This window comes from Pseudoalteromonas sp. MMG005 (assembly GCF_018101015.1).
Lineage (GTDB): Bacteria > Pseudomonadota > Gammaproteobacteria > Enterobacterales > Alteromonadaceae > Pseudoalteromonas > Pseudoalteromonas aurantia.
Genome location: NZ_JAGJEK010000022.1, coordinates 28,379 through 52,468 on the forward strand (window position 1 = coordinate 28,379; position 24,090 = coordinate 52,468).

A 24,090-nucleotide genomic window follows, 5' to 3' on the forward strand; every position below is an offset into this window, starting at 1 on the left:
GCCTTTGCTGCTGGGTTACAGTAAATTAGAACGTATATGTTGCTTTAACGTAATAGAAGCCACCATTAATCCCGTACGGAGAGGTTTCATAATACTTTCCACCCCAGTTATTATTTGGAATGCCTGTTGCACCCACAAAATCTAACTTTTCAGGTTCTTGGTCAAATAGGTTGTTTGCGCCGACACTGATACTCACTGATTCAGTTGCAAAATAGGTGACTTCAGCATCGATAGTTACAGAAGCATCAGCAATTTTTGCAGTTTGGTCGAAATCAACGTGTACGCCTTGATACTCACCAAAGTAGTTAGCACGTACGAATGAAGACACGGTTTCCCACTGCGAAGACCACGTAAATGATGAGCGGTGTTTAGGTAAGTCTTCTTCTAAGCGTTTTACTTTGAAGTCACCGGTAATTGCAGAAAACTTATCTACCGTAGTCTCATTCCAGTTGTAAGCAAATGCAAATGTTGAGTAACCATCTAATAAATCCATAGAGTAGTTTGCAACAACGTCTACACCCTGCGTCGTGGTATCAAAGTCATTGGTGAAAAAGCTTACTTGGGCTAATCCATCAACATTTGGTACGCCAGCCGCTTTAAGTGCTGTTTTGTCTGCCTGTGTCAGCTCAATCTTTTCTGATTGACTAATACGGTCAGTTACTTCGATGTTGTAGTAATCTACTGTTAAGAATAAATCACCAGATTGGTAAACGGCACCAAACGTATAGCTTTGCGATTCTTCTGGTTGTAGTTCACTACCGCCAAGTTGCACTGCGATAGGGTTTGTAGGTGGCAATAAAGCCGAATCAACTAAAACACCACTGCTTAAGTTGGTTTGTACGTTACTTACATTTGCTTGGCCAACTGTGGGTGCTCTAAAACCAGTACTGATTGAACCTCGCAGAGATAAGTCGTCGGTTGCTTGATATTGTGCAGTTACTTTGTAGTTTGTTGTAGAGCCAAATGAATCGTAATCTTCATAGCGCAGTGCCCAACCCATTAAAAACTCGTCAGTAAAAGGTGTTTCAATATCGATATACGCGCCGTAGTTACGACGGGTAAACACACCTGCTGCTGAAGGCTGGAACCCAGGGAAGCCATTAGACCCAATACCAAAACCTTGTTGTGTTAATGGGCCTGGTAAGAATGAGGCTTCATCACCTGAAACGACTTCGAACGACTCTTCATGCCACTCAAGACCAGCTGCAACGTTGACTTCATAGGCTAAATCGAAATCGTAGCCTTTTGAAATATCTGCATTAAAATTCTTTTCTAGTTGAATATATTTACCTGGGCTGAAATCTTGTGGGCTATCTGGGCCTAAAGATGCATTCACTGTGTTAGTAATAAAATACCGTGATTCATTGCGTCCCACAGAGCCGCTTAAGTCGAAATATGCACCTTCAAAGTAACCCTCATCAATTTCACCTTTTGTACCAACAGTGAAAGAGGTATCTGTTATGTTACCACCAAAAAACGGCGTGAAACCAGCCGGTAATACTTGGTTAAATGCAAAACAATTGGCAGCAGTCAGTGAATCTAACGCAGCTTGATCAGGTAAACCATTGCTGCCAATTTCGACAACCGGGCAGTTTAATTGTTGATCATAGCCATCAAGTGAGCCAACGAGTATGGTAGGCATTGCGGCATCCCATAACTTTTGTTGTTCAACATCATTAGGATCGCGGCGTGACGGTGTGCCATTTACATTCCGTATCACACCTCCGTATACACCTGGACGAGTTGTTGGGTTACGATAGTAAAATCCACCACGTACATCTCGTTCAGAGTAGTTACCAAACATATAAAATTGGTCATTATTTGATATGTCTAAACCGACGTTAGCAAATAAGGAGATATCATCATTAATTTCAGGTGCACCCCAAACTTGGGCTGGGTCTCGAACACCCTCTAAGCCTGCCGAAGCAAATGCTGCCGCATCAGGACGTTGGACGCTGCGACTCGTTGGATCAGCTTCTTTGTATTGGAAGCTTAAGTTCGCGAAACCGTCATCAGAAAAGGGTAAACCAACGTTACCTTCGTACGTTGTTGCGTCACCGTCTCCTTCGAAGTATTGACCTTTTTTAACTGAGAAACTGCCGCCTTCAGATGCATCTTTTAAAACAAAGTTAATTACACCTGCAATTGCATCAGAACCATATTGTGCAGCTGCACCGTCACGCAGAACCTCAACTTGTTTCAGTGCAATACTGGGTATCGTTGAAATATCTGGTCCTTGGGCTCCATCATTGATGCCACCGCCCAAAAATGCAATAACAGATGAACGGTGACGACGTTTACCATTCAATAAAATGAGCGTGCTATCGGCTGGTAAGCCACGCAAGTTCGCCGGACGTACTAAAGAAGCGGCATCACTAATTGGATTTTGGTGAACATTTAGCGATGGCACGGAGCCTTTTAGTAACTCAAGCATATCATCGCCACCACCTTTCGATAGTTCCTCGCCACCGATGATGTCGATTGGAACTGGTGAGTCACCAACCGAACGAGGCGCAGCCCGAGAGCCAACGACGGCAATTTTTTCTATTTTCTTGTCGGTTGCTTCATCCCCCTCCGCAGCGATAGCCGACGTTGACATAATGCCCATTGTGGCAGTTGAAGCGAGCGCGTACGTTAAAGCACGGCTTACCTTATTTAATTGTAATTTCATCCTGTTTCCCCAGTTGTTCTATTGTTGTCATAAGTTAAATAGAGCTCGGTATTATTATTTGAGCTTCTGAATATATACATATCATTAACTTAGGATGCAAATTAAATTTGCATCTTTTCAAACTTAGCAGTGTTTTTAATAAAGGCAAATATTTTGATAAGTTTATGTAATTAAATGAGGTTTTTGGTTGTTTTTTGAACTTTTCATCGAGGGGAATCAGTATTTTTCTAAAGGTTTAGTTAGATTTCTCCAATATTTCACTCTTTTGAACGCTTATTATCCATGCTTTTCGAGCGACACGGTACTCATCCCATACACAAGGACAGCAACTGCCGCCCCCACAGCAATCATCAGAACGTGGCTTGGTTGGTTCTGGAAGGGGAGTATCAGTATTTTGATTATTAAGCTCAGACATAATGCGTGCAGTAATTAAGACTAAAATCACATAGTAACATAGGTCTTTCTTTTGCTACACTGTCTTCATTATACATACGTGTTTATAAGTGATAATGCGCCTAATTAGAGTAGTTCATAAGGCTCCGTTGAGAGTTGCAAAAATAACAAAGCGAAAACAACAAGTGCGTTTGAGGCGTACAATGTTGGCTCTTAAAGGTGCTTTAGCTCAAGAAAAGCAAGAGACAAAAGAGATGCTCACAATCTATAAACGCTATACGATGGGGGAAGGAAATAAATCAGACTTAAAGGTGGCGAATAAGCAGCTCGTCGATATTTTGAAAGGGCTTGGTCTTGGTGTGTTTGCTGTTTTACCGTTTGCGCCTATTACGATTCCATTGATCGTAAAATTAGGACAATGGGTTGGTGTTGATGTATTACCGAGTTCTTTTTCCGTCAATAACAAGTCAAATCATAACCGTAAATAAGTGATCTCGAACGCGTAACTTGGTATTCTAAATTTAGAATTTACCAGATAGAGAGTATTATGCGCGGATTACTTGTCCACTCTGATCAAGGAACACCCTTACACTTTGTTGAGAAAGCCCAATTAGACAATTGGCTAAACAACCAAACTCAATATGTTGCGAATGTAGTTAATGCATGTCGCAGTCAATCATCACCAGTATTTACCATTACAGATGCGAATAGCAGCGAATTGCAGTTGGTCCTGTGTGTAGTGGATGAACTGGAAAGCATGTGGTTAGCTGGAGATCTTGCTAAGCAATTACCGAAAGGTCAGTATCAAATTCAAGGAGCACATGAGTTTGTAGAGCAACAGGCGCTTAGCTTTATTCTCGGTGCTTATCAGTTCTCAGCTTATAAATCGTTACCTAAAATAGAGGCGTGCTTAGCAGTCAGCGATGCGGCAATATTTAAGAAAGTATATCAACAAGCTGAGTCAATTTACTTAGTTCGAGATTTAGTGAATACACCAGCGGCAGATATGATGCCTCAGCATCTTGCTGAGACAATGATTGAGCTAGCAGAGCGCTTTGATGGGCAGTTTAACGAACTGATTGGTGATGAGTTACTCGAACATAATTATCCGACAGTGCATATGGTTGGACGTGCAAGTGATAACAAACCACGGTTGCTAGATTTGGTTTGGGGGAATGAGTCGCATGCAAAACTCACCCTAGTGGGCAAAGGCGTTTGTTTTGACTCGGGTGGCTTGGACTTAAAACCAGCTGCTGGTATGCGCAATATGAAAAAAGATATGGGCGGAGCTGCTCATGTTATCGGTTTAGCACAAATGATTATGGCTGCTAATTTACCGGTACGCCTAAGAGTGTTAGTACCTGCGGTTGAAAACGCGGTGTCACGCAATGCATTTAGACCAGGCGATGTTATTAAAACGCGTAAAGGTATTACTGTAGAAATTGATAACACAGATGCTGAAGGGCGTTTGATCTTGTGTGATGCACTCGCAGAAGCGCAAAATGACAAACCTGACTTGTTAATGGATTTTGCGACACTGACGGGCGCGTGCAGAGTTGCGTTAGGTACAGAGTTACCAGGCTTTTTTAGTACAGATCACACTGTAGCAAGTGGGCTTGTTGAACAGGGATTACTTAATCAAGATCCCGTTTGGCAGCTGCCTTTGTTTGATCAATACAAAGGATTATTTAAAAGTGAAATAGCTGATATTTCTAACTGTGGTTCAACCCCATTTGGTGGCGCTATCACGGCTGCACTGTACTTAAAAGAGTTTGTTGAACCTGCACAAACACCTTGGGTACATTTTGATGTGATGGCTTGGAATGTTCGTTCATTACCGGGTCGTCCAGCAGGTGGGGAAGGGTTAGGCTTACGTGCAACCTTTTCTTATTTAGAAAAACGTTATTCGGCATAATATTGCAAGAGTGTGGTGATCCACACATCGCACTCTTGCGCTTCTATATCTTGTGCTCAAGGTATAATTCAAAGCGGTAAACATAGTCTTGTTGTCTATGTTTTCGGATCCAAATAAATAGTCGCGTTAACCAGCTCTGCTAGGTCAGCCTAACTTAAGTCTGTACATTACCATCAAGTATACATGATTCGAAGAGAATAGGGACACCAAAGGCTAAAGGGACCATTTGCTTTGTAGAGCGAACAGTTTAAATAAAAATTCCAAGACTATTGTAAGCAGAGCCTTTACCAATAATGAGTAAATATTGGTAAAGGGTATACCTAACTTTCAGTTATTTCGCTGGAATATTTTCTAATATCGCTTTCATTTGCTGCCAATATAGGCCAACGGTATCAATTTTCACCTTTTCGTCAGGTGAATGGGGGAACTTGATAGTTGGACCAAAAGATATCATATCCATTTCGGGATAAGGCTTTTTGAATAATCCACACTCAAGGCCGGCATGGATCACCATGATATGTGGTTTTCTTCCGTAAATACCTTCATACACATCGCGGAAAATATGCAGTATTTTCGAGTCAGGCTCAGGTTTCCAACCCGGATATGCGCCTGAAAATACGATGTTGGCGCCAGCTAACTCTGCCAATGAATTTAGGTGCCCTTCAACGTCAGAGCGACCTGAGTCGATTAAAGAGCGAATTAAGCACAGCACTTCGAATTCGTCGGTACGTGTATTGATCACACCCATGTTAAGTGATGTCTCAACGACACCAGCAATATCGTCACTCATTCTGATCACGCCATTAGGACATGCATTCATCAGCGCTAAAACTCGCTGCTTAGTTTCGTCGCTCATTGGTAATTCAGTGGAGGATGAAGGTGTGCAGTCGAACGTTAAAGTTGTTTCGATAGAGGCAAGTTCTTGCGAGATAAGTTGAAGGTATTCATCGACGGAAGTTTCAAAAGCAGTAAGTTGAGAGGTCGCGATCGATATTTCAGCATAAGCTTCTCGTGGAATTGCATTTCTTAATGAACCACCTTTAAAGCTAATGAGCTGAAATGGGGTGCTCTGAACATGGTTCTTTAAAAAACGTGAAAGCAACTTATTAGCATTGGCACGACCAGTATGAATATCGACACCTGAATGGCCTCCTTTGAGTCCTTTTAAAGTGAGTGTAACAATGGTTTGGTGTTCACTAGCCTGTACTCTGTCAATTGGTAAGGTGATCGTAGCATCTACGCCACCGGCACAGCCCATGTAGATTTCACCTTCTTGTTCTGAATCGGTATTTAATAATATTTCGCCTTCTAGATAGCCAGCTTCTAAGCCAAAGGCACCCGTCATACCTGCTTCTTCGTCGATCGTCAGCAGCACTTCAAGAGGGCCATGATTTATGTCATTTGCAGCAAGTACAGCTAGGCAAGATGCCATTCCCATACCATTGTCTGCGCCTAGGGTTGTGCCAGTTGCAGTAACCCATTCTCCATCAACATATGGACGGATCGGGTCTGTTGTGAAGTCATGATCAACATCGTCGTTCTTTTGTGGAACCATATCAATATGTGCTTGTAAAACAACTGGTGTGATATTTTCCATGCCAGATGTAGCTGCTTTTCTGATGAAAACATTACCAGTAGGGTCTCTTCGAACGTCCAGACCTTGCTCATTTGCCCAATTAATAATGAATTGTGCAAGCGCTTCTTCATATTTTGATGGATGTGGAATAGCGCAAATTTGATCGAAGAACTGCCAAATGGCCTTTGGTTCAAGTTGAGCGATTTCAGTGTGTTGGGTGAACAAGGTTGTCCCCTTAAGTGAGTAAAGTTTTTATTATTTTACCACTGGATTAGGGGACAAAGGAATAACTTTATTGACATGCCTTTACAGCATGCTCTATCAGCTGTAGGCCCGTTTTATCGGTATCAGGCAGTTTGGCGTCACTTATATTAATAGGGGTTGTGCGCTCACCCCACTTAATGTAGCTTGCCGCCCATGTTAAGCCTGCGCCAAATGCTGCAGACATAATATTGCTATGTGGCTTTATCAACCCCTGTTCTACAGCTTCACATAATGCAATGGCAATCGTCGCAGCTGAGGTATTACCGTATTTATCGATGTTAACCATGACTTTGTCATCGTTTATATCAAGGCGTTGTTGCATTGCCTGGATAATTCGTAAGTTTGCTTGATGCGGAACCAGAACATCTATATCAGATAAGGTTAATTGAGCTTGATTTAGCACGTCATCACATGCTTCACTCATGCCTTTTACAGCGCGTTTAAAGATTTCACGACCTTCAAAAAGTAATTCAGAAGGGCCTGTTGGATTATATTTATTCATATCGGTACCATAATTCTCGATGTGAAGAATATTGCGATCAGTGCTATCGCATCCGGTTTTAGACCCTAACAGACCGCTAGGTGTTTCGCTTGCTTCAAGCACAACAGCGCCTGCACCATCGCCAAAAAGGACCGCACTATCACGTTTTGCCCAATTGACATACCAAGTCATGCGCTCTGCTGCAACAACGACCGCGCGTTTAATCATACCAGCTTGAATTTGCGCCGTCGCATTTTGTATGGCATACAAAAATCCAGAGCATGCGGCATTGGTATCGCATGCTGCTGCGCCTTGTGCCCCAATGTTTTTTTGTACCAAAGATGCGGTATTAGCAACCATCGTAGATGGTGTGCAAGTGGCCAGTAATACCAGGTCGATATCTGAGCCATCGATACCAGCACAGGCTAGCGCATGTTGACTGGCTACCGTTGCCAATTCAGCGGTGCTTACATGACTGACGCGACGTTCTTTAATGCCCGTTCGAGTTGTTATCCACTCGTCATTAGTCTCGACTATCTGACTGATTTCGTCATTAGTAATGGTTGCTGGAGGAATGCATTTCCCCCAGCCCGTAATTTTGGCATAAATCATAATTGTTCTCTATTCTTGTCTGACCAGTCGGGCTAACCCGCATTTATAGCAAACATTGCTTTTCAAAGCCAGTTGATATTGTTAAGCATATAACTGTGAACTAAACTTTCAATACTTTAGTTAAACTGTCCCGCTTATTTGTTATGACGACAAAAATATCTGAGTCTTTACTTGAACATTTGGTTGAACTTGAACGCATCTTATTAGAACCAAGTGTAAGGCAGTCAGTGAATAGGTTAGATCAGCTACTTAGCCCTAATTTTCACGAAATATCAGCCAATGGGTTAATGTTTAATAAAGCGCATATAATGTCTAGGCTACCCAGTGAGAAAGTGCCACAGTTTTATAATCAGTCATTTATAGGTCAAATGTTGAGTGCTGATATAGCGCAGCTCACTTATCACGCGGCATATCGGCACAGTGCTAGAGCACCCTTGCATTATTCGATTAGAATGTCGATATGGAAAAAGGTCGCTGAGCAGTGGCAACTTATTTATCACCAAGGAACTCCTTGCCCAGAGTTTGCACTACAATACGAATAGTACTTTATTTGATCTAACACATACCATTCATAGACTATCGCTTGTTATTTGTCATGAGTTAGTTAAAGTGACGAGCTTAATTCGTTATCTGGTTTTGCAAATAGGCATGATAGTATTTTCACCTAACTCTTCAATCGGTCGATTACTTTTACTGAGAACAATCGCGATTGCGCTACAACTAATAATGGTGTTAAGCGGGGCTTACTTTTTTAACAAAGAAATTACTTTGCTACCTGCGTTTATGGTCATTGGTATTGAATCTTTATTCCAATTAGTCAGTGTCTATGCCTATCGCAATACCAGTGAAGCGGCACCTACAGGTATGTTATTTCAATTACTGGCTGACCTGTTGTTCTTAACCGTCTTATTATCGCTGTCTGGTGGCGCGAGTAATGCCTTTGTGTCTTTATTACTGTTGCCAATTGTTATTGCTGCCGTCACCGTACCTAAAAACTATGTCGTTATTGTCGCAGGTTTAGCATTAGCAAGTTATGGCTATTTATTTGTCACTATGCCAAGTCATCATTTACATCATATGGACATGCATCAACATTTAACAGGCATGTTGGTCAATTTTGTTTTCAGCGTTATTGTGATTGTTGCAGTCGTAATGGCGTTAGTAAATCAAATTCAAAACAAAGAACATAAACTTGCAAAAGCACGAGAACAACAACTAAAAAGTGAGCAAATTATGGCATTGGGCAGTGCAGCAGCTCAAGCAACACATCAATTGGCAACACCCATCGCGAATTTAAATCTCTTGTTTGAGGAGGTTCAGGAGGATATGCCTGAGCATCCCGCTATTGCAGATATTCAAGTCGCTCTTACGCAATGTAAAACTCAACTAAATAGTTTTAGACGACAGACGGAGAATTTTAAAGAAGGTACTTCTGATAAAGCTAAATTGGTTTCGGAAGTCTTGGCGGAGCTTGTGACGTTAATGGCGCTTCAGTACCCAGAGCAAAAACTTGAATGCTCTGATGAAACTGGTAGGTTAATGGTCAGTTCTGACCCGATGTTGATCCCCGCAATACTGAATATTTTGAGCAATGCGGCCCGTGCTAATCAGCATAATGCTCATAGCACCATTGTATTATCGAGTAAAATACAGCAAAGCCGTTGGCAATTGACCATTGTGGACAATGGCAAAGGCATTGATCCGCAAAAACTCAGTGAGTTGGGTCACGAAATTGTACAAAGTGATGATGGAATGGGGATTGCGTTGTTACTTTCTCACGCTACATTTGAACGGTTAAATGGAAGCCTAACAATTGAAAACCATATGAGTTTAGGGGCTCAAACACGCCTCTTACTCCCTGCAAAATTAGCCAAATAATGAAAAAACTAATAATTATTGAAGATGATATCGCCTTTTCAAATACGTTAGCCCGTAGATTAAGTAAATATGGCTTTGAATGTGCAATTGTGAATGAGGAGTGCAAGGTTTTACTTACCTGTGATGAGTTTATGCCTGATTATGTATTGTTAGATATGAAATTGACAACGCAATCAGGTTTGCACTTTATTGAACCAATTAAAGCACGATTACCGAATTGTAAACTGGTTCTTTTGACTGGGTTTGCCAGTATTGCCACCGCAGTTGAAGCAGTAAAATTGGGGGCCGATGATTATTTGACGAAGCCAGCAGATACACAAGTTATATTACAAGCGTTAACAGGTCAGATCCCCAAAGGAAATACGAACACCGAAGAAGTGATTATGTCGCCAGAGAGGTTGGAGTGGGAACATATTCAGCAGGTCCTCAAAAATAATGAAGGAAATATTTCACATACCGCGCGGCAATTGAATATGCATCGACGTACGTTGCAACGGAAACTACAAAAGAAGCCTGCACCAAGATAAATCAAATTAAAGTGAGAGAATGTTGGGTTGATCACGGTCTGTTTATTAACTAAATTAAAATAATAGTGCGTAAGAGATACGAGACATGGAGATACTTGAACTTAATTATTGGGCGGTATTACTTGCTGCTTTATCTACATTTATGTTGGGTGGGATATGGTATTCATCTTGGCTTTTTGGACAAATGTGGATGGAGGGGTGTGGCTTAACGGAACTAGACCTAAAAAATAGCGACCCCAAACTGATATACGGCGTTGCAATGTGTTTATCACTGGTCGTATCTTTTTCGATGGCACTGCTTCTAGGTAAAGATCCGACATTTTGGAGTGCGGTTGTATTCGGCTTATTGACAGGGCTTGGCTTTGTTACTGCGGCGTTTGGAATTAGCTATATTTTCGAGCAAAGACCACTCAAACTTTTGTTGGTTAATGGCGGCTTTCACACGGTTCAGTTTATACTCAATGCTGTTGTGTTAAGCCTTACTGGATAAAATTAATGGCAAAACCGAATAAATCAGGACCGACACGAACGGTTGATATCTTTTGTGCAAAATGTAAAGCCACTCTGTTTAAATATCGTAAAGGAGGGAAGGGGGCATTGGTAAAGTGCTTTATTGAGCGAATATCAAAAGACTTTACACATGATCAAGTGCACTGTCCTGAATGTGATACTCTTTTTTCTCGGCAAACTTTGATCCGTGGCACACCCGCATTAAAAATTATTGGGGGTAAAGTGACGTTTAAGTGAAGCGGACAAATGCCCTGTATTTAACATGCTTAAATGGTAGGATTGCTCGGTTTTGTGCTGTTTCAACGATTGAAAATAACCCTTCCCATGGACCGGGCCAGTCAGTTTGGGTGACTTTTATTGCCGATATTATTGTATCGGCTGCACAGATGGAAAAGACATGATCGATTTATTGTTTGATGTTATTGGTATGAGTGGTACTGGGTTAGTAGTTGGCGCATTCTTTATGTTGCAATTAGGGAAAGCAAACCCAGAAAGCCTCACTTATAATCTGATGAATTTATCAGGCGCCATTCTTTTACTTATTAGCTTATGTTACAACTTTAATTTGGCCAGCTTCGTCATTGAGATATTCTGGATTGCGGCTTCTTTGATAGGCTTATATAAGTACTTTAAAGCCAAACAGTCTACAGCAACAGCTTAAATATCAATAAACTCCGCTAAAAGCTTGCACAGTTAGCCATCGCTTGTATTATTAAAGTAGAATTGGTTGCTGTGCGGTGGTTTCTCTATATTGCGAGCAACATTCTTGCAATATAGAGAATGTGATGAAAAATAAATTAGTATTGTTTATAACTGGGTGTGTTTTTTCACTTTCAAGCTTTGCTCAGACGGACTCTGACGAGGGGTTATTTGAATTATCTTTTGAAGAATTGCTTGATGTAAACATTAGTTTAGCTACCAAAACGGCAGAAACACGCGCAAGCGTCCCCTCGAGTATCACTGTTTTCAATCAACAGCATATTTCTTTATTAGGTGTAAATAGCGCCTATGAATTAATGAATTTTGTGCCAGGCTTTCAATCTACTCGGGGTGATTGGGTTGGTGCAGTTCCAAAAGAACACACACGCGGTGTTTATTTAGACAGTGGCAATGTATTAGTGATGATTAACGGCCTTCGGCTAAATGAATCATCGTTTGGTAAAGCCTCTGTGTACATGCCTTTTATTCCAGTTGAAATTATTGAACGCGTTGAGTTTATACGCGGCCCTGGTTCGGCTTTGTATGGTAGTAATGCATTTCTAGGCGTCATGAATGTTGTTACAAAACAAGATGCGAATCAAATCTCGGTTGCGCTGGGAGAGCAAGGACATGTAGAAGGGAGTGTTAATCTGTTTAAGCAACTGAATGAAGAGATTGATGTATATGCCAATTTATCATGGCAAACACGCAATGGTGAGCGTTACATGCCTTTTAATGTGCGTGATCCTATAGAAACACATTTTGTTGAGTTGGGGATGAAATGGCAAAATGGACGGCTTTCCATACATCATAATCGAACTAAACTTCGGGAGTTTGTAAATTTAGCTGGCTGGTCGGTAGGGAATGAACACAATAGCGAAAATATTGCGTTTAATTTGACACATCAATGGTTAAGCAATGAAAAGTGGCAGGTAACCAGTGATGTTCAATTTATTGAGCATGAAATAATAAGCAATGGCTTAATTGCACCCGCCGAGTTATTGGGTTTAGAGAGTGACTTTTTTGTAGGTCCAGCTTGGCAAACACAAGATGCCACCATTAAGTTAGATGCTTCTTACACATTTGATGCTGAACTTGTATTGAACTTTGGCGCTGAATATTCGGAAGAAGAGCAATCGAAAGCAGGGATCAGGACAAGCTATTTCGATTTTGAACGTGGCGATGTTTACGTTGATAAACCGTATGATCAAAATGGATTAACGACGGTCTACGATTACGATGCTTTTAGTGGTCTGTTACAATCATTTGATTCATATGCGGTTTATGGTCAAGTTAAGTATGGTATTACCCCTCATACGACGTTATTTTTAGGGGCTCGATTTGATGAGGTGAAACACATTGATAATAAGCTCTCACCTCGGTTAGCGATTATTTATAATATTTATGAGCACCATACCGTAAAGCTTCAATATGGGGAGTCATTTAGAACGCCTGTGAGTAACGAGTTGAATTCAAATGACGATGTCACCATTGGCAATCCAAACTTAAAATCTGAATATGTTAAAACAACGGAGCTGGTTTGGCATGCCCAGTATGATTCGTGGCAGGCTGACGTGGTTGTATTTGACAATGAACTAGAAGACTTTATCAACCTAGTACCGATTGATGCAGAGCAAGGTCGTTTTACTTTCGATAATGTGTTTGAAACAAGTATGCAGGGTGTGGAGCTCAACGGTAACTTCAATTTGTCGAACAACACATGGTTTGAACTAGGCTATACACAATTATTCGATGAACCGTTTAATGCCAGTTTTAAACGCTTTGGTGCATTGGCATTAACACATCAGTTCTTAGATTTTCAATTGAGTCTTAATGCAGTTTGGCGTGATAGCGTTTTTGTTGAATCGCTTGATCTGAGCGTTTCTCCACATTTTAATCAATCGGCCTATTTTGTTTTTGGTTCAAGTGTTACTTGGCAATTATCACCTGTCCAGTCGTTGCAGCTAAAGGCACAAAATCTATTTGATAAAGGCTATGTTGTATTTGACCCTAGAATGCTTGATGGACAGCTTCCTGCAAAAGGACGGAACTTGCGTTTACAATACAGCTATACATTTTGATTTTAAAGCGAATATTCAGTTTTAATTCATACATAAACCTGCCAATCTAGATACCTATTGATATCAATTTCCCCAGTGTTGTGCCGCAACTTATAAGAAAACTTTGATCTAAAACAAAGAAAGAATAATTATATCTATAATGCAAATCTAAATGAAAATAATTATTGAATGCACCTTCTTTATTGGTTAGTATTTCGCACGGTGAAACAATCTAATAAAAAAAGATGGGATAATTGTGAAAAATATTAAAAATATTGCGTTAACTTTAGTTTGTACTGCGGTACTAGCTGCATGTAGTGGTGATGATGGAAAAGATGGCACAGTTGGAACCGCTGGTGTTCAGGGTGAACAAGGCGTTGCCGGTGTCAGTAATTTCGTGACAGCACAAGATGTTGTTAACACAAATGCGCAACATGCATATGCCGCATTTGCCGATTCACTGATCGCCGCTAAATTTTTACAAGAAAAAGTTAATGAATTAGTTCAAAACCCTACCGAGGCTAATTTTACTGCGGCGAAATCAGCATGGTTAGCAGCGAGAGAACCTTATGGTCAAACTGAGGTATATCGATTCCGTGAAGGCCCTATCGATGCGTTAACAAAAAATGAAGCAGGTGAATGGGTGCTTGTCGATGGTGAAGGTCCAGAAGGTGCAATTAATGCGTGGCCTTTAGCTGAAGCTTTGATTGATTATACGATTGATATGGATGGTAACGAAGGTCGTGGCAACGCTGCTGTCTATCAAAATGGTGGAAATATTATTCATGACGTAACGTCATTCCCTGTTATCACCAAAGCACTTCTACAAGAAAAATTTGAATTAGATGGGGAAGAAGCTAATGTCACTTCAGGTTACCATGCAGTTGAGTTCTTACTTTGGGGGCAAGATTTAAACGCTGACCTTACTTACACCGCAAACCGAGATTACACAGCTGGTCACCGCCCTGTTACTGATTTTTATACCGCCGCAACCATCCCAGCTGATGAAGCAAATGGCAGAACATGTACATCTGGTGAACAAGGTGCACAAGATGCTGTATGTGAGCGCAGAGCACAATTTCTAATTGCAGCAGCTGATTTGCTGGTGGATGATTTGCAAAACGTTGTTAACGCATGGAAACCAGGGCCTGGCTTTCACTATAGTGAATATACAAAAGCAGAAAATGTTGATAAGAGTCTAGCATCGATGTTTGAAAGTATGGGTCGCTTGAGCTTCGGTGAGTTAGCGGGTGAGCGTATGAGCATTGCGGTTCGAACTGATAGTCAAGAAGATGAACATTCGTGTTTTTCTGATAATACACATAGAGATATTTGGTTAAATGCAAAAGGTGTTCAAAATCATTATTCAGGTTCTTACACCAAAATCGATGGTGAAGCACTTATAGGTGCCAGTATTCATGATCTGCTTGTTGTAAAAGGGCATCATGAACTAGCAAATGAGCTTCGTGCAGCTTTTGAAGCAACGATGGCGACGGCTTCGGTGATTGATAACACAGCTAAGCTCGGCATGTCTTTTGATGTTCAAATACAAAATGAACAAAATAAGCAAGATGTCTATGCGACGATTCAAGCGCTTGTAAAGCAAACAGAATTGATACAAAAAGCGGTTGATGCGCTTGGCTTAGAAATTGATAACTCACTTAAAGGTGATACGGAAGAAGATATCTAATACATATCCTTTAATTTCTATAGTGGCTGATGCAACGTCAGCCTTTTTCAGTTTTCTGCATTGCAATTTTGCATTGGAGAAGTAGGGGCACTGAAGATGAATTTTTTAAATAAATATAACTATATAGCGGCATTGTTAGTCACTATTTTGCTGTCGGCGTGTGGCGGCGGTTCGAGTGAATCAAGTAATCCAACCACAGGCACACCGCCAGATACCAGTACACCACCAGATCCCGTTCCAGATACGTCAAATCACGCATTTTCAATTATCGTAAATGATGGGTTACCACCATTATTAACAGATAAAGCAGATAAGAATGAGCATTTATCGGCGGGTGTTGCAACGACAACAATCCAAAACAATGATGCTTATAGCCATGCTATTCCTGCAATTGTGCAACAGCCAGAGCGTGATGCTGTTTTTAAAGCTGGAGATCATACATTTAGAAGTAATCATGATGGCGAAGGTCCATTGTTTAATAATACGAGCTGTCAAGGTTGCCATATCAAAGATGGCAGAGGCGAGGTGCCGTCATCGAGTGACGAGCCAATGATGAGCATGTTTTTAAGGGTGGGGGATTCTAAAGGTCGTATCGATCCAATTTATGGCGACCAGATCCAAGTGTTTGGCGTAATTGAAGGTAAATCAGGGCCTATATTAGCCAAATATCAAGGCGCGATTAACGAAGGCTTATCCTACGGTGAAGCATATACTTGGGTTGAATATGAAACACAACAGGGTGAATTTTCAGATGGGGAGAGTTACACACTTAGAAAACCCATCTATAAAGTGAAAGATTTGGCATATGGGGATTTTAATGAAGATGTCAGGTTTTCGGCTCGAGTGACGCCACATGTATATGGCTCAGGCCTTATAGAAAGCATTCCTGAATCGTCAATTCTGGTCTACGCAGATCCAAATGACAGTAACAACGATGGTATATCGGGTCGCGCTGCATATACATCGCAACCTATCACTGGCGCTCGCCAGTTAGCAAGGTTCGGACAGAAGGCTGTTACAGGGTCGATATTACAGCAAATATCAGGTGCGTATCGCGGAGATATGGGGGTGACCAGTAGCCTAAATCCTGAAGAGCCGTGTACGAATTTGCAACCAGCGTGTGATCAGCAAGCATTGCGAGAAAATAACAGGCACCACAATGGTGTAGATCTAAATAATATTGACTTAGCACAAGTTGAATTTTATAACCGAACGCTAGCTGTGCCTAAGCGTAGAGGGTTCGACGAAGCGAGTAATACATGGAACTCAGACGTATTAGCAGGAAGAGGTTTGTTCTATAAAGCTAATTGCCATAGTTGTCATGTACCACGCCATAAAACCGGTAAGGCGCTCGGTAGTGTTTTAGGAGATGTTGACTTGCTACAAATCAAAGAAACTAAAACCAATATTACCGCACTTGAGGACTTAGTGATTTATCCTTACACAGATTTGTTATTGCATGATATGGGGGGGTCCTGTGATGTTACTCGAGAATTGGCGTCGGGTGAAAGTTGCACAAGTGGTGAGCAGTGTGTGTATGTCCAGCGATGTGACGGGTTAGCCGATGGACGTCCGGAGGGAGATGCAACAGGAGTAGAATGGAAAACCCCGCCTTTATGGGGGATCGGTTTAGTGAAGACGGTTAACCCTAAAGCGACTTTTTTACATGATGGTCGGGCATTGACAATTGAAGAAGCGATTTTATGGCACGGCGGTGAAGCGCTTGCGGCTCAAAAAAGCTATATCAACATGACTAAAGCAGAGCGCTCAAACTTACAGGCATTTTTGAACTCGTTATGATAATAAGACGTAACTATCGACTAAATATGCGGATTATTATCGGCGTCATACTGTTCGTTGGTGCTGCTTTATATAAAGTAGCGGAATCCTTTGATGATACGCCGCAATTTAGCGCGAGTGAGTTCAAACCTGGAGGCGAGACAACCCGTAAATCAGTGTCTCACCGCACATTTGTGTATCCAGCAGAGAATGTGCCAATTATGACCCAGTTAGATTTTTGGGATGGGTTTTCTTTTTTTAGAGATCCATGGGTTGCATCACCGGCTATTACCAAGGATCGGGATGGATTAGGGCCGCTGTTTAATGCTCGGTCATGTAAAACATGCCATGTAGATGGTGGCCGTGGAAAGCCACCGAAGCATGGGGAGCTTGCGCCACCAGCGTTGTTGTTTCGGTTTTTGAATATAAAGAGTTACATGGCAGACAGTCGATATGGCGGACAACTACAACCTCTTAATGTGCGTTTGTCTCATGCTAACTTGGACGGGCCAGTGAAAGGCGAGGGTCAAGTTCGCGTGTTTTATGACCAGATAGTCGGAACATATGCCGACGGCACTGAATATACCTTACGAAAACCTCGATACCAATTTGAGAATTATCATTATGGTCAAATGGATAGTGACTCTAGGCTATCAGCACGTTATGCACCTGCAGTTTATGGTATGGGGCTATTGGATGCAATTAAAGCAGAAGACTTGCTAGTACAAGAAGATATCGACGATCTCGACGGTGATGGAGTCAGTGGGAAATACAACTTTGTTGTAGATGCGATTGACCAGACTCGACAGATTGGCCGCTTTGGCTTTAAAGGACTGCATAGCACATTAGAGCAACAAATTGCGGGAGCCTTTGTAAATGATATTGGTATTACTAATCCAATATTTGAGCAAGAACAATGTTTACCTCATCAAGTTCGATGTCAACAAGCCGCTGATGTTGATCCTAATGGCACACTAGATATACCAAAAAAGCTACATGACCTCACTGTCTTTATGGGTCAAACCATAGCCGTGCCACCTGCTCGGGATTTAACCAGTGATCAAGCGATACAGGGGCGAAAACTTTTTTATCAAATTGGGTGTAATACATGCCATACCCCGAGCTATATAACGGATCCTGATTATGCTATTGCGGCAATCGCAGGTCAAAAAATTTGGCCTTATACCGATTTGGCTTTGCATGATATGGGAGAAGGACTGGCAGATGAAGGCATAGAAAATTCAGCAACTGGTATTGAATGGAGAACCCCGCCGCTATGGGGGATTGGTCTACAAAAACGCGTACAAGGCTTCGCTGCGTATTTGCATGATGGTCGAGCCAGAACCATAGAAGAAGCGGTGTTATGGCATGGTGGTGAAGCAAAGTCACATCAACAAAAATTTATTGATCTAAAAATAACAGAACGTGAAGCATTACTTCACTTTATTAATCAAATTTAACCGAGGCTGGATCTGCAATGAACTTATTTTCGGAGCCTAGAATGGCGTTACACACATTAAGACCTATTGCTTTAATATTAGCAGGCGTATTTGGTTTTTCTTTCTTGTCAGGATGTGGTGGTTCATCTGGTGGGACGGATACAACCCCGACAACCCCAACGACACCTACAGTACCAACGACTCCGACTGTCGGTTCATTAAGCGTGAATGATGGTTTAACGAAGCTAGCAGCAAGCTTAGTTGATAATACAATATTGCCAGCGTACCAAAATATGTACTCAGCGGCTAAAAAGTTAGAAAGTAATAGCACAGAATTTTGTGCGTTAACTACGCCTTCAAATACTGACTTAGAAAAGCTAAAACAAACTTGGCGTGAGACAAATCTGGCTTGGCAGGCTGCAAGAACTTTGAAATTCGGGCCGATTGCTGAGACATTCTACTACTCACGAGTGCAATTTTGGCCGATATCGGCCAGTAAATTAGCCTTAGATGTAGAGGCTGCACTGGCAGAAAAAAGTGATTTTTCGGAAGGGTTTGGTAGTCAAAAACACCAAATTCAGGGCTTGCCAGCAATGGAGTACGTGTTGTTTAACAGTGATCCTGCAACATCGCTAGTCGGCGCGCAAGATAAGGAGAATAGGTGTGGCTATGTTAAGGCTATTACACGTAATGTAAGTGATATTATGGAAGATACTTTATTACAGTGGAACTCAGGGTACGCGCAGAGTTTTAAAGATGGGAATGGCGATTTCGATAGTAAAAAACATGCATTAGAGAAGTTTCTTACTATATGGTTTGAATATCTAGAGATCATCAATGACGACAAGTTGAAAGCGCCGTTAGGTGTTGGCATCCCAGGTAAGCCTGATTTACTCGAAAGTGCCATAAGTTTAAGTTCATTCGACAATATAGTGGTTAACATCAATACCTTATTCTCTCAGTATAAAGGGGGCAATGAATTTGGTTTTAACGACTACCTAACTCAAGTCAAAGGCCGGGAAGATGTCAATACTGCACTTATGACGGCGTTTGATACTTTATTGGCAAAGGTAAATGGACTTAAAAGTGACACGTTAACTGATTTAATTAAAACAGATGAGGGTCGGGTCAAATTACAAGAACTCCGCAAAGCTATCACAGAGCTACGTACCATTATGAGTACTGATTTTGTACAAGTGACAGATCTTGCTCCAGGGTTTAATACTAACGACGGAGATTAAACTTGGCAGGCAATACAATACAGCTTGATGGTAGGCGAAAGTTTTGCAAGAACATGCTCTCAATTGGTGCAGCAGCGTCGGCTGCTGTGCTAATAAGCGGTTGTGCATTTTCGGAAACGTCACAGTTTGCCAGTGCATTCACCGACCTGTCAGGAAGGCATTTTATTGGGTGGTTCGACCATAATGGTAATATGCTTGGCCGAGTTGAAATACCAGAGCGCGCGCATGACTTAACTTATTGTGGTAAAAATAAAACGCTCTTTGCGTTTTCACGGCGACCAGGTAACAAATTATACGTTATTGATATTAATGCCGGTGCAATAAAAAAACAGCTATTATCTTCTGTTGGGCAGCACTTCTATGGACATGGTGTCTTGACTGAGAGCGGGGACTTTTTGTATACCACCGAGAATCGGTTTGACAAGAGTTATCAAGCATATGAGGGAGTGATCGTGGTTCGTAACACGACTACCTATGCAATTGAAGCCGAATTTTTAAGTGGTGGAGTAGGCCCCCACCAACTGGCATTGATGAATCAAGGTAATACAATTGTGGTTGCCAATGGAGGGATCCATACTCATCCTGCAAGTCCAAGGACCAAACTTAATATTGAATCAATGAAGCCCAACATCAGTTACTTAGATACTGTGTCGGGTAAGTTAATGGGATCATTTTCTCCACCGAATAATCAGCTAAGCACACGTCACTTATGCGTGTCTAATGATGATAAAGTGTATATAGGGTGCCAATATCAGGGGGCTAAACACCATATTCAGCCACTTATCTTTTCACATAAGTTAAGTGACGAGTCTGAACTAGAAGCGCTCAATACAGAATTAAATACATGGCGAGTGTTTAATCAATACACGGCAAGTCTGGCCATAGACCCTATGAATAAGCGCCTTGCTGTTACGTCGCCACGAGGCGGAGTAATAAGCTATTGGGATATTCAAACAGATAGCTTACTTGAGGTAACTAAACAGCGAGATTGCGCTGGTATAGCCAGTAGTAATGGGCAATTTATGGGAAGTACGGGGCGAGGTGATCTCATACTGCAAGATCAGCGAAACGTGAGATTAAAGAAACATCAACTTAAATGGGATAACCATATGATACATATGGTATAAAGTAGGGGCGCGGATGTGAGTGATTTTAAGCGTTTGTGGCTTACTTTTAGCAGCGCCCAGGATATTCCTTCGGAAATAACAGAGTTAATATTCAGAATATTGTATTATTTATATGGTTTATTAATAATTATTTAGTTAAGCTTGGATAGCACGACTTTTATTTCATCTCTGACTTTATCAATATTCAACACAATCTTATCAACCGCTATTTTATCTTCATGAAGCTGTGGCCAATTGTCACGCCAGACCTGCTCTAAATTGGCAGCACTTTTTTCTATGTCAGTAGAGGTTAATGCACTGAAGTCGTTAATAAGTCCCACTTTTATCCAGCCTTTTCTTGGGTTACCTTCGACTTTATCTTGGTCGTAATAAGCGTAATAAATAATTTGCTCTAGTGACGCGAGCTCTTTTAATGTTTCAAAACAGGCGACTCGGATATTGTTATTGGTCTCGGTTGATTCTAGACGCCATATATTATATGAAAATCCAACTAGCGCAAAAATCATACTAAAGATAACGCTAAGTTGGTAAAGCTGAAATTTTTTGTCGTTCATATATATGACAACCTTATTTTTTGGTAGTTACTGTTTAGATATTTTCATTTATAGCATGGTCCTAGCATTTATTCTCATCATCGTGAGTTTTGAAATATGCTTAGTTGTGTATATTTTTCAATGTATTGATTTGATATAACATATCTTTATTGTTTTTTAAAGAAGCGTTCCATATTTATATTATTAACATTTGTAAGTAAAAGTTTACATTAAAACTATACACTTAGGTTTGATGCTTATTTGAACAGTTACAATTTATTGATGTTTAAAGTTTTATTTTTTGGTAAATGAAATATGTATTAAATGTTAAGTTTGGGTTTATTTATTTCCAATGATGTCTAGGCTGGGTGATGTAACGGTTATTACTGTTGCAAAATTCAATTTATAAAAAGCCAATCTAAATGGCTGATAATACTAAACAACATTTTGGAGCGTAAACGTGAAACTATCACAAATCACTTTAGCCACAATTACAGCGATGGCATTAAGCTACGCAGGCAATGCAGCTGCTGCGAATAAGCAGTACTTGAACGTACAAGGGAGTATGAATAGCTTATTACAGTCTAATTCTACAACGTTGTTGTCGGCAACTGCGAGGCAAGTTGTCGGTTTAGGTGCAGGGAACGATCTGGTCTTAGTTAAAGAATTTGCAGGAAAAAATGGCGAAGTTACTCGCCGATATCAACAAGTTTATCAGGGTGTACCGGTTGTCGGAGATCATGCGATTTTAACGTTTGATAAGCATGGCCAGGTGCAAAGAGCGCATGGTGCCGCTGTATATGATCTTGCAAGTGATGTTAAAACGGTAAAACCATCATTAACGGAAGCTGTGGCGGTTAAAAAAGCGATAACGCAGCATCAAGCGTTATCAGGTATGTCAGAGGAACTAACTCAGCATAATAAAACGTCTCGTTTAGTTATTTGGCTAGACGAAAACTCGACAGCACGACTTGCGTACGAAGTGACATATGTTACCTATGGCAAAACGCCTTCTCGACCGTATCAGATCATTGATGCGCATTCGGGTGAAATGATCCACAGCTTTGATAATCTACAGCATGCAAACGCAACAGGCCCTGGTGGAAATGCTAAAACAGGCAAGTATGTATACGGCACAGACTTTGGTCATCTTGACGTCGCACAGTCAGGCAATACTTGTACGATGACAAATGCCAATGTTAAGACAATTAACTTAAATCACGGTACAAGTGGCAGTTCAGCACATAGCTTTACGTGCCCAGAAAATACGGTAAAAGAGATTAATGGCGCATTTTCGCCACTTAACGATGCGCATTATTTCGGAAATGTTGTTTTCAACATGTATAACGATTGGATAGGAACAGCCCCATTAACCTTCCAATTAAAAATGCGAGTTCATTATAGCAATAACTATGAAAATGCGTTTTGGGATGGCAGTGCAATGACTTTTGGTGACGGGCAAAGCACATTTTACCCGCTCGTAAGTCTTGATGTGTCAGCACATGAAGTGAGTCATGGTTTTACTGAGCAAAACTCAGGCCTAATATATAGTGGCAAATCAGGTGGCTTGAATGAAGCGTTTTCTGATATGGCGGGTGAAGCAGCTGAATTCTATATGAAGGGTTCTAATGACTGGTTAGTAGGACAAGAGATATTCAAAGGGACTGGCGCACTACGTTATATGAATAATCCAACACAAGATGGACGTTCAATTGATCAACAATCTAGCTATACGTCAGGTATGGATGTTCACCATAGTTCAGGAGTGTTCAATAAAGCTTTCTATAACTTAGCCACAACGGCGGGTTGGGATACTCAAAAAGCATTTAAAGTGATGGCTAAAGCAAACCAACAATACTGGACTGCAAGTACTAACTGGGACTTAGCGGGTAATGGTGTGATGGATGCAGCATGTGATCTTAACTACAACACCGACGATGTAAAAGCGGCGCTTGCTGCGGTTGGTGTTGTATCTAACTTGAGTTCGGGTAGTTCATGTGGCGGTGGTGAGCCACCCATTGGTGATGAAGAGATAAGCAATGGTGTTGCGCGTACTGGAATTAGTGGTGCGGCAAAAGAGCAAAAGTTCTTTGTGCTTAACGTGCCTGCTGGCGCATCAAACTTAAAGTTTGAAACAACAGGTAATTCAGGGGATGCTGACCTATACGTTAAATTTGGTTCTCGCCCATCATTGTCAGTTTCAGATTGTAAAAGTACGACGTCTAGTAGCAATGAAACATGCCCTATCGCAACATCTCAAGCCGGTGCTTATTATGTGATGGTAGAAGCATGGAATGCAATTTCAGGGGTGTCTTTAACTGGAAGCTATTCAACAGGTGGTTCAACTCAACCAATTGACAGAACAGAAAGTAACGTGAGTGTAAGTCGCAATGGCTGGACACGTTTCACGCAAGATTTGAGCGCAGGTTATTCGTCATTAGATGTCACAATCTCAGGTGGTACAGGGGATGCGGATTTATATGTGAATTTCGGTTCACAGTCTACAACAACGTCTTATGAATGTCGCCCATATAAAAATGGCAACTCAGAAACATGTACGATCGCCAACCCACAGGCGGGTACATGGCATGTAGATGTTCGCGGTTATAGCGCAGCAAGCGGTGTCACTTTAAGCATAAAAGCGAATTAATACCTAGGACTAAGCAAGGGAGCTTCATGCTCCCTTTTTTGTTTA

General features: G+C 41.3%; 20 protein-coding genes. 15 read left to right on the forward strand and 5 right to left on the reverse strand.

Annotated features, from left to right (window positions below; genetic code table 11):
• Positions 1 to 25: 25 nt before the first annotated feature.
• Positions 26 to 2,671 (reverse strand): TonB-dependent receptor, encoded by a 2,646-nt coding sequence (locus J8M01_RS17195; RefSeq protein WP_211058770.1) that lies wholly within the window; start codon positions 2,669 to 2,671, stop codon positions 26 to 28.
• A gap of 235 nt (positions 2,672 to 2,906) precedes the next feature.
• The gene (locus J8M01_RS17200) at positions 2,907 to 3,086 is read right to left on the reverse strand and encodes an oxidoreductase-like domain-containing protein (RefSeq protein WP_211058771.1); all 180 of its coding nucleotides are present in this window, start codon (positions 3,084 to 3,086) and stop codon (positions 2,907 to 2,909) included.
• A gap of 94 nt (positions 3,087 to 3,180) precedes the next feature.
• On the opposite strand from J8M01_RS17200, the gene J8M01_RS17205 reads away from it, so the two are divergent.
• Complete coding sequence (locus tag J8M01_RS17205) at positions 3,181 to 3,552, forward strand: hypothetical protein (protein ID WP_192510038.1); 372 nt, start codon at positions 3,181 to 3,183, stop codon at positions 3,550 to 3,552.
• 59 nt (positions 3,553 to 3,611) lie between these two features.
• On the forward strand, positions 3,612 to 4,979 hold the full coding sequence (locus J8M01_RS17210; protein ID WP_211058772.1) for a leucyl aminopeptidase family protein: 1,368 nt from the start codon (positions 3,612 to 3,614) through the stop codon (positions 4,977 to 4,979).
• 331 nt (positions 4,980 to 5,310) lie between these two features.
• On the opposite strand, the gene J8M01_RS17215 is transcribed toward J8M01_RS17210, so the two are convergent.
• Both J8M01_RS17215 and J8M01_RS17220 read right to left on the reverse strand, forming a co-directional pair.
• Positions 5,311 to 6,780 (reverse strand): aminoacyl-histidine dipeptidase, encoded by a 1,470-nt coding sequence (locus tag J8M01_RS17215; RefSeq protein ID WP_192510040.1) that lies wholly within the window; start codon positions 6,778 to 6,780, stop codon positions 5,311 to 5,313.
• A gap of 67 nt (positions 6,781 to 6,847) precedes the next feature.
• Positions 6,848 to 7,912, reverse strand: coding sequence for a ketoacyl-ACP synthase III (locus J8M01_RS17220; protein WP_192510041.1), 1,065 nt, complete (start codon positions 7,910 to 7,912; stop codon positions 6,848 to 6,850).
• Between the two features lie 143 nt (positions 7,913 to 8,055).
• Here J8M01_RS17220 and J8M01_RS17225 point away from each other — a divergent pair, with 143 nt between their 5' ends.
• The 12 genes from J8M01_RS17225 (at position 8,056) to J8M01_RS17280 (ending at position 20,862) form a co-directional block, all read left to right on the forward strand.
• Positions 8,056 to 8,454, forward strand: a complete 399-nt coding sequence (locus J8M01_RS17225; RefSeq protein WP_192510042.1) for a DUF4440 domain-containing protein — start codon at positions 8,056 to 8,058, stop codon at positions 8,452 to 8,454.
• Between the two features lie 106 nt (positions 8,455 to 8,560).
• Positions 8,561 to 9,790: a HAMP domain-containing sensor histidine kinase gene (locus J8M01_RS17230; RefSeq protein WP_211058773.1), complete on the forward strand. Its 1,230-nt coding sequence runs from the start codon at positions 8,561 to 8,563 to the stop codon at positions 9,788 to 9,790.
• The gene (locus tag J8M01_RS17235) at positions 9,790 to 10,317 is read left to right on the forward strand and encodes a response regulator (protein WP_211050086.1); all 528 of its coding nucleotides are present in this window, start codon (positions 9,790 to 9,792) and stop codon (positions 10,315 to 10,317) included. The genes J8M01_RS17230 and J8M01_RS17235 overlap by 1 nt, the downstream gene beginning before the upstream one ends.
• Before the next feature lie 85 nt (positions 10,318 to 10,402).
• The gene (locus J8M01_RS17240; protein ID WP_192510045.1) at positions 10,403 to 10,807 is read left to right on the forward strand and encodes a DUF1761 domain-containing protein; all 405 of its coding nucleotides are present in this window, start codon (positions 10,403 to 10,405) and stop codon (positions 10,805 to 10,807) included.
• Positions 10,808 to 10,812: 5 nt separating this feature from the next.
• Entirely contained in the window at positions 10,813 to 11,064 is a 252-nt protein-coding gene (locus tag J8M01_RS17245; RefSeq protein WP_192510046.1) for a hypothetical protein, read from the forward strand.
• 160 nt (positions 11,065 to 11,224) lie between these two features.
• Positions 11,225 to 11,488, forward strand: a complete 264-nt coding sequence (locus tag J8M01_RS17250) for a hypothetical protein (RefSeq protein ID WP_192510047.1) — start codon at positions 11,225 to 11,227, stop codon at positions 11,486 to 11,488.
• Positions 11,489 to 11,612: 124 nt separating this feature from the next.
• A complete protein-coding gene (locus J8M01_RS17255; RefSeq protein ID WP_211058774.1) occupies positions 11,613 to 13,607 on the forward strand; it encodes a TonB-dependent receptor in 1,995 nt (664 codons plus the stop codon).
• 235 nt (positions 13,608 to 13,842) lie between these two features.
• Positions 13,843 to 15,276 carry an imelysin family protein gene (locus J8M01_RS17260; protein ID WP_211058775.1) on the forward strand — a complete coding sequence of 478 codons (1,434 nt, stop codon included), beginning with the start codon at positions 13,843 to 13,845 and terminating at the stop codon, positions 15,274 to 15,276.
• Positions 15,277 to 15,372: 96 nt separating this feature from the next.
• Positions 15,373 to 17,076: a di-heme oxidoredictase family protein gene (locus J8M01_RS17265; protein ID WP_211058776.1), complete on the forward strand. Its 1,704-nt coding sequence runs from the start codon at positions 15,373 to 15,375 to the stop codon at positions 17,074 to 17,076.
• Positions 17,073 to 18,515 carry a di-heme oxidoredictase family protein gene (locus tag J8M01_RS17270; RefSeq protein WP_211058777.1) on the forward strand — a complete coding sequence of 481 codons (1,443 nt, stop codon included), beginning with the start codon at positions 17,073 to 17,075 and terminating at the stop codon, positions 18,513 to 18,515. The genes J8M01_RS17265 and J8M01_RS17270 overlap by 4 nt, the downstream gene beginning before the upstream one ends.
• Before the next feature lie 17 nt (positions 18,516 to 18,532).
• Entirely contained in the window at positions 18,533 to 19,735 is a 1,203-nt protein-coding gene (locus J8M01_RS17275; RefSeq protein ID WP_211058778.1) for an imelysin family protein, read from the forward strand.
• Positions 19,736 to 19,737: 2 nt separating this feature from the next.
• Positions 19,738 to 20,862, forward strand: a complete 1,125-nt coding sequence (locus J8M01_RS17280) for a DUF1513 domain-containing protein (protein ID WP_211058779.1) — start codon at positions 19,738 to 19,740, stop codon at positions 20,860 to 20,862.
• A 131-nt stretch (positions 20,863 to 20,993) separates the two neighbouring features.
• On the opposite strand, the gene J8M01_RS17285 is transcribed toward J8M01_RS17280, so the two are convergent.
• Complete coding sequence (locus J8M01_RS17285) at positions 20,994 to 21,416, reverse strand: hypothetical protein (RefSeq protein ID WP_210994792.1); 423 nt, start codon at positions 21,414 to 21,416, stop codon at positions 20,994 to 20,996.
• Positions 21,417 to 21,855: 439 nt separating this feature from the next.
• Between J8M01_RS17285 and J8M01_RS17290 the strand changes: the two genes are divergently transcribed.
• Complete coding sequence (locus J8M01_RS17290) at positions 21,856 to 24,045, forward strand: M4 family metallopeptidase (protein ID WP_211058780.1); 2,190 nt, start codon at positions 21,856 to 21,858, stop codon at positions 24,043 to 24,045.
• Positions 24,046 to 24,090: the final 45 nt, after the last annotated feature.

Bases quoted from the DNA above. Each gene is read 5' to 3' on its own strand.
- J8M01_RS17195 (WP_211058770.1), bottom strand. From the start codon at position 2,671: ATGAAATTACAATTAAATAAGGTAAGCCGTGCTTTAACGTACGCGCTC.
- J8M01_RS17200 (WP_211058771.1), bottom strand. From the start codon at position 3,086: ATGTCTGAGCTTAATAATCAAAATACTGATACTCCCCTTCCAGAACCA.
- J8M01_RS17205 (WP_192510038.1), top strand. From the start codon at position 3,181: ATGCGCCTAATTAGAGTAGTTCATAAGGCTCCGTTGAGAGTTGCAAAA.
- J8M01_RS17210 (WP_211058772.1), top strand. From the start codon at position 3,612: ATGCGCGGATTACTTGTCCACTCTGATCAAGGAACACCCTTACACTTT.
- J8M01_RS17220 (WP_192510041.1), bottom strand. From the start codon at position 7,912: ATGATTTATGCCAAAATTACGGGCTGGGGGAAATGCATTCCTCCAGCA.
- J8M01_RS17225 (WP_192510042.1), top strand. From the start codon at position 8,056: ATGACGACAAAAATATCTGAGTCTTTACTTGAACATTTGGTTGAACTT.
- J8M01_RS17230 (WP_211058773.1), top strand. From the start codon at position 8,561: ATGATAGTATTTTCACCTAACTCTTCAATCGGTCGATTACTTTTACTG.
- J8M01_RS17235 (WP_211050086.1), top strand. From the start codon at position 9,790: ATGAAAAAACTAATAATTATTGAAGATGATATCGCCTTTTCAAATACG.
- J8M01_RS17240 (WP_192510045.1), top strand. From the start codon at position 10,403: ATGGAGATACTTGAACTTAATTATTGGGCGGTATTACTTGCTGCTTTA.
- J8M01_RS17245 (WP_192510046.1), top strand. From the start codon at position 10,813: ATGGCAAAACCGAATAAATCAGGACCGACACGAACGGTTGATATCTTT.
- J8M01_RS17250 (WP_192510047.1), top strand. From the start codon at position 11,225: ATGATCGATTTATTGTTTGATGTTATTGGTATGAGTGGTACTGGGTTA.
- J8M01_RS17255 (WP_211058774.1), top strand. From the start codon at position 11,613: ATGAAAAATAAATTAGTATTGTTTATAACTGGGTGTGTTTTTTCACTT.
- J8M01_RS17265 (WP_211058776.1), top strand. From the start codon at position 15,373: ATGAATTTTTTAAATAAATATAACTATATAGCGGCATTGTTAGTCACT.
- J8M01_RS17270 (WP_211058777.1), top strand. From the start codon at position 17,073: ATGATAATAAGACGTAACTATCGACTAAATATGCGGATTATTATCGGC.
- J8M01_RS17275 (WP_211058778.1), top strand. From the start codon at position 18,533: ATGAACTTATTTTCGGAGCCTAGAATGGCGTTACACACATTAAGACCT.
- J8M01_RS17285 (WP_210994792.1), bottom strand. From the start codon at position 21,416: ATGAACGACAAAAAATTTCAGCTTTACCAACTTAGCGTTATCTTTAGT.